Annotated in this window: 3 protein-coding genes; 2 read left to right on the top strand and 1 reads right to left on the bottom strand. The window is 51.2% G+C overall.

The genetic code is table 11. From position 1 onward, the window contains the following. Window positions 1-187: 187 nt before the first annotated feature. Window positions 188-3,040: a trypsin-like peptidase domain-containing protein gene (locus VMJ32_09090; GenBank protein ID HTQ39173.1), complete on the bottom strand. Its 2,853-nt coding sequence runs from the start codon at window positions 3,038-3,040 to the stop codon at window positions 188-190. Between the two features lie 416 nt (window positions 3,041-3,456). On the opposite strand from VMJ32_09090, the gene VMJ32_09085 reads away from it, so the two are divergent. Further along, entirely contained in the window at window positions 3,457-4,278 is an 822-nt protein-coding gene (locus VMJ32_09085; protein ID HTQ39172.1) for a DUF4234 domain-containing protein, read from the top strand. 325 nt (window positions 4,279-4,603) lie between these two features. Continuing rightward, a partial coding sequence (locus VMJ32_09080) for a hypothetical protein (GenBank protein ID HTQ39171.1) occupies window positions 4,604-4,977 on the top strand: 374 nt, incomplete at its 3' end.

Raw genomic sequence — 4,977 nt, 5'->3', positions numbered from 1 at the left:
CCACCGCTGTCGCACGCTGGAGGAGCTGCTCGACTTGGCCTACGACTGGTTTCAAGCCAACAATAATCACTACCTTGATATGCAACACACCTTCGCTTCCGCAGCCTAAATGCGCTTCGATCAGGTGGAGTACCTATTTAGGACTGTGCAACCGTGAGACATTCTGGCCCTTCATTTCCAACCTTGTTTACGTCCCGGGTTCGCGCCCAGTTCCATGACATATCGGGCAGGGAATTTGCCCTGTTCCATGACACCTTTCACAAGGAACACGTATTTTCTTGTCGGTATATACCTCGATACCAGCAATAGAGCTTGTAAGCACTTTTTCGGTCCGACCAACGGTGCCGTTTTGACAATCCGGGCAGCGCACCATGCCTGTACCGCGACACGCGATACAACTGTCGTCTTCGATGTATTGGGGTTGCGATTTTACGATTCCAGGTGAACGTTTTGATGACGTTTTCGATGAGGACGCCGACGAGATTTGAAAGGCAGCATCGTCTCCATCAGGTATTGTAAGATGAGGCTCCCTCTCGGCTTTGCACAAAATGAGCACGGTAGACTTGCTCACAAGCGCATCAACATCCGGCCAATCGAGGACACTTCCGCCGCTTTCCGTAGGCTGAAATCCAGGAATATGCGCGCCCAAGAATGGCACTACCTGCTCCGACGGAATTCCTCCATTAAGCATTTCCTTCAAGTTAAAAATGACACGAACAACTGCCACTACTCGCCCAGTGCGATCACAGATTGGTCCACCACTATTGCCGTGATTTGTTATTGCGTCATATAGACACATGCCCTCTGTGTCGTCACTCGGCAGTCCGACAATTGATCCACGAGTCGTCTTCAACCCAGTTCCAATATCGAAGAATTCGGGAAAGCCCAGTACCATGACGTCGGTGCCGCGTCCTGGCAGATGCGGATTTATCCCGACCGCTGGAGCATCAAGCTCATCGCATCGAAGAATTGCAAGATCAGGATTCCTCGATTGAGCGACAATACTGGCCCTTCGCTGCTTCTTACCGGTCGGGTCACTCGGGTCGCTTAGGAAAATGCTCGTGCTGCCTTCGATAACATGACGATTAGTCAATATGTAGTGTGGATAGACTACGAAACCAGTGCCGCCAGCCAAAATCACGGAATTCCCAGGGCCCGGTGTCCTTTTGGGAACAATCGGCTGCCCAGGTTTAGCACCATGCTTTCGGCTATCTTTCGGAGCCTCTGGTTCAGATTTAGGAGGTTTGTCCTGCTGGTTGTCTTTAGGGTCTTGATCATCCAAAGAATCGATTCTCGCCACGAACGGGGGCATATATAACCAGCCGTGAGAATTACTTTCTTCTGTGGCGCTACTTTTAGCCAGTTCTCCGTATAGCTCGCTGAAAGACGACTCAACACTTGCAGATAGCGTCAGATTCTTTGATCCGCTTTCAGCCAAGACTTTACGGATGTTATGCGCGAGCTCAGGAGTCGATGGGTCAATCTTTATAGCATCGCGGAGGCGACCGAGAGCACTTTCATGCTCATTCAACATGATCTCGACGAGCGCGAGATTGTTTAGAGTGCACACGTTTTGCGGCTCACGCCGTACACATTCCATAAAATGGGAACGTGCTTCTAGATAATTTCGGCCCACCAACGCATACATGATTCCCAGCATAAAATCCGCACGGACTGAGTTTGGGTCTGCATGGCTAGCTTTCTCCAGAGTTTCTTTCGCGATTTTGGCATTGTTGGCCGTCAGCAAGTCGATCGATTGCTGAACAAGTGTTTCAGCCTGTGCCTGCGCTGTTTGCGCCTCTTCACGCGAGACCCATTTTGTTCCCAGTCGCACACAATCTTTGGCGGCCGGATCATCAAGCAGTGAAGCTTCTGTGCGTGCCCGGACCTTAACCTCATCAGGTACCGTCTTGTCGGCCAGGAATAATTTATAAATCAATAAAGCATCTTTTGCGCTCCGACACCGCTGGGCCTCGTGATCCACCAATGCTGCCACCATAGCTGGTGTTTTTGGCTTAACGGATGGCGTCTTGTTATCGTTGGAATCGGGAAGCGCAGTAGGAACGCTCGGCATCTGCTGAGTAACAGTGACGCTTGCGGCTCGTCTTTCAGCCTTTTCCTTGGTCAAACCGGAAAGTTTTGGGATCGCTTTCTGATACCAAAATGCAGCTCGCATCCGCATCGCAGCTTTCACTTCGTCTTTATCCGCTTCGGCAAGACTCCACCATTCGTCGGCCAAGGCAACTTGTGCCGTGGGATCCTCCGGATTGGAAAGGTCTTTCTTGGCAATTTGCATCAATGCTTCGTTCTGGGAACGAGCCAACATAGGCAAACCTTTGACCCAGTCATTTTTAACAAAACAACGAAACCGTCCCATCGCGAGATTTGCATCGGGATCTAATGGTTGTGTTTGTAGCACTTGGAGTGCTGGCGCCACCTCTTTGAACGCGGCCTCGATGTTCGATAACTCCTTTTGCCGAGATCCGGTATGTGCCGCAATATTTGCATCTTCTAGTTTCTGAGCGAAGTCGACTGCTTTCGCACACGCGCGGTCTGCCATATCAAATCGTTCGCAGCCAATTGCCTCGGTTAGCAGTGAGTCCGCTACGGGCAGAAGCTTTTGGTAGTTAGGCACCGCCTCGGGAGCCGCGACGACTGACTCTAACGCTTCAACCTTCATGGAGAGGGCGTCAATGCTGAAGCGATCGTCGAGCTTATTGATTGCCGCAGCAGCCAAATCGTAATCAGCGGCGCGAACTGCAATGTTTTTTGCGCTCCGCCACAAAACAAATTGCGCGGCAATGTCGTCCTTGGTGTCATTGCCCACTTCAATCAATTTTTTCGCTAACGCACTGCGCGCAGTGGGTGTTTTTGCCGCGTCGTAATCACTTTTGTAGAGTTCGCTAATCGTGCGTTTTGCATTCGCTTGCTCGTTATCGCTGGGCGGGTCAAGCTTATCTGCCGCCAAGCACTGAGTGGCGATTCCGAGAACAAACAAGGTGGCGATTAAAGCCCGCCGAAACAGTCTGATACATAACATGGCAGCGCCCCCAATTGCCGACGGAAGAAACCGTAGAGATGAAATCAAGTGGGGGGCATTCTAACGCGCTGAGATCGACAAAGCAAATCGTCGTGACGCACCCAATTCGCGGAAGCAAAAAGACTAGAAAAGGGCGTTATTGTGAACAATCACACCCAGCACCAGCGTTTGCGGAGGTACCATTCGACTCACGTCAGGCTGACGATTATGCCGCAGCGTTCTCTCCAGCAAAAGCTCGGGAGCATTTTGCAATCAGTGATGAGGCAATTAAGAATCTACGCATTTAACAGATCCTGTCAGCAAAAGGGCGGGGCACCGCAAATTTCTGCATCAAGTAAGACAGTTGCTACTGAGACTACCTCTGATATACTACTAGACTACTCAGTACCATTTGCAACAAAAACGCTGAATCGACTATGGCCGTCTGTGAATCCAAACTTGGATCATCCCCGTTGCACTATGTGCTTCATCGAGGGGCCGTGCGCGGACCGTTTTCGATCGATCAATTAATTGCGATGCGAAAGAACGGCACGCTCGACCAATACACAAAGGTATCTGTTGACCGCGCGACGTGGCAAAATCTGGATCCGCATTTGGCGGCGGTCATGGCGGCTGATCTGGCACCGCCCCCCATTGCGCCACCGCCGTTCACTGGACTGCAGCAAATGGGACCGGCCGACCTTCTCGATCCGGCCCAGGTTGAATTTTTAAATCCATTGACGATTCGTCCCTTTCCAGTCGCAGCGTTAATTTTGCTTCATTTTCTCACGGTGGGAATCTTCTCGTTTTTTTGGGTCACGGCGGTGCACGGCCGCCTTCCAAAAATGAAATCGGACGATCCGGATGGTTTCAAAGCCGTGGCTCTTTGCTTTATTCCCTTTTTCAACATCTACTGGTTCTATGTGGTGTACGCGCGGTTGACGCAGCGAGTTAATGCTTTCAGCATACAGCATCGTTTGCCGGCGATTATTCCAACCCCCTTTTCGTACGTCATGTCGACGCTGATTGTGGTTCCCATCTTGCTGGCCATGACCGGCCTGTTGGTGTTGGCATCGATCTTCTTTTCGCCGACATCCAAAGGTGAATTGTTTATGATTTTTTTCCTGCTGCCTCAAATTTTGACGGCGGTGAACTATTTGTTTATTGCTCCCGTGTATGCGGGGCTGGTCCAAGCCAGCTTAAACCGCATTGTCACTGTCGAACTTCGTCTTGCTATCGACCACTCCGGTTCCCGGTAACCATGGGAGCAATATGCGAACCATTCGGGCCGAACTCACGTGCATATATTGTTGGACACGATTTACTCCGGAAAAAGTCCTCTGGATTTCCGAGCATCGCGATTTATTAGGCGACCCTCTTTTGGGGCCCAACGCCCAACTTCGATTTCTTCCCAGCCGGTTCGATCTCAAGTGCAACGCTTTGGATGCCGGGGGCGAAGTTTGCCGAGACATCGCCTGCCCTAATTGCCATTTAGCCTTGCCGCGGGCATTGCTCGAAAGAGAACCGCTATTCGTCTCCATCTTAGGTGCGAAAGGCTGCGGCAAGTCGTATTTTTTGGCCGCCATGGCAACCGGCCTGCGGCATAATCTGCCTTCCAACTATGGGCTTGATTTCGTCGATGGCGATTTATCCGCGAATCTGACCCTGCAGGCCTACGAAGATCAGGTTTTCTTGAATCCCAACCCCGATACCGAAGTGGCGCTTAACCAACTCGTTCTGCCGACCAAGCTTCATGGAGATTCTTATTACTCTGTCCAGTACGGCGAAACGACGGTTGCGTATCCTCGCGCCTTCTCCTTTTTAATCGATGCTCTGAAAATTCATCCCAATTATGCCAGCGCTCCGCTTGTTCGCCGCGTCGTGGTCTTTTATGACAACGCCGGCGAACACTTCAATCCTGGCAATGATTCGCTCACCGCTCCTGGAACGCGGCATCT

It is taken from the genome of Pirellulales bacterium, assembly GCA_035499655.1.
Lineage (GTDB): Bacteria > Planctomycetota > Planctomycetia > Pirellulales > JADZDJ01 > DATJYL01.
The sequence above is the reverse complement of the archived record's forward strand: the minus strand, read 5'-3'. Positions and strand labels throughout refer to the sequence as shown.

Coding starts and splice junctions, on each gene's coding strand:
- VMJ32_09090 (HTQ39173.1), bottom strand. CDS start 3,040: ATGTTATGTATCAGACTGTTTCGGCGGGCTTTAATCGCCACCTTGTTT.
- VMJ32_09085 (HTQ39172.1), top strand. CDS start 3,457: ATGGCCGTCTGTGAATCCAAACTTGGATCATCCCCGTTGCACTATGTG.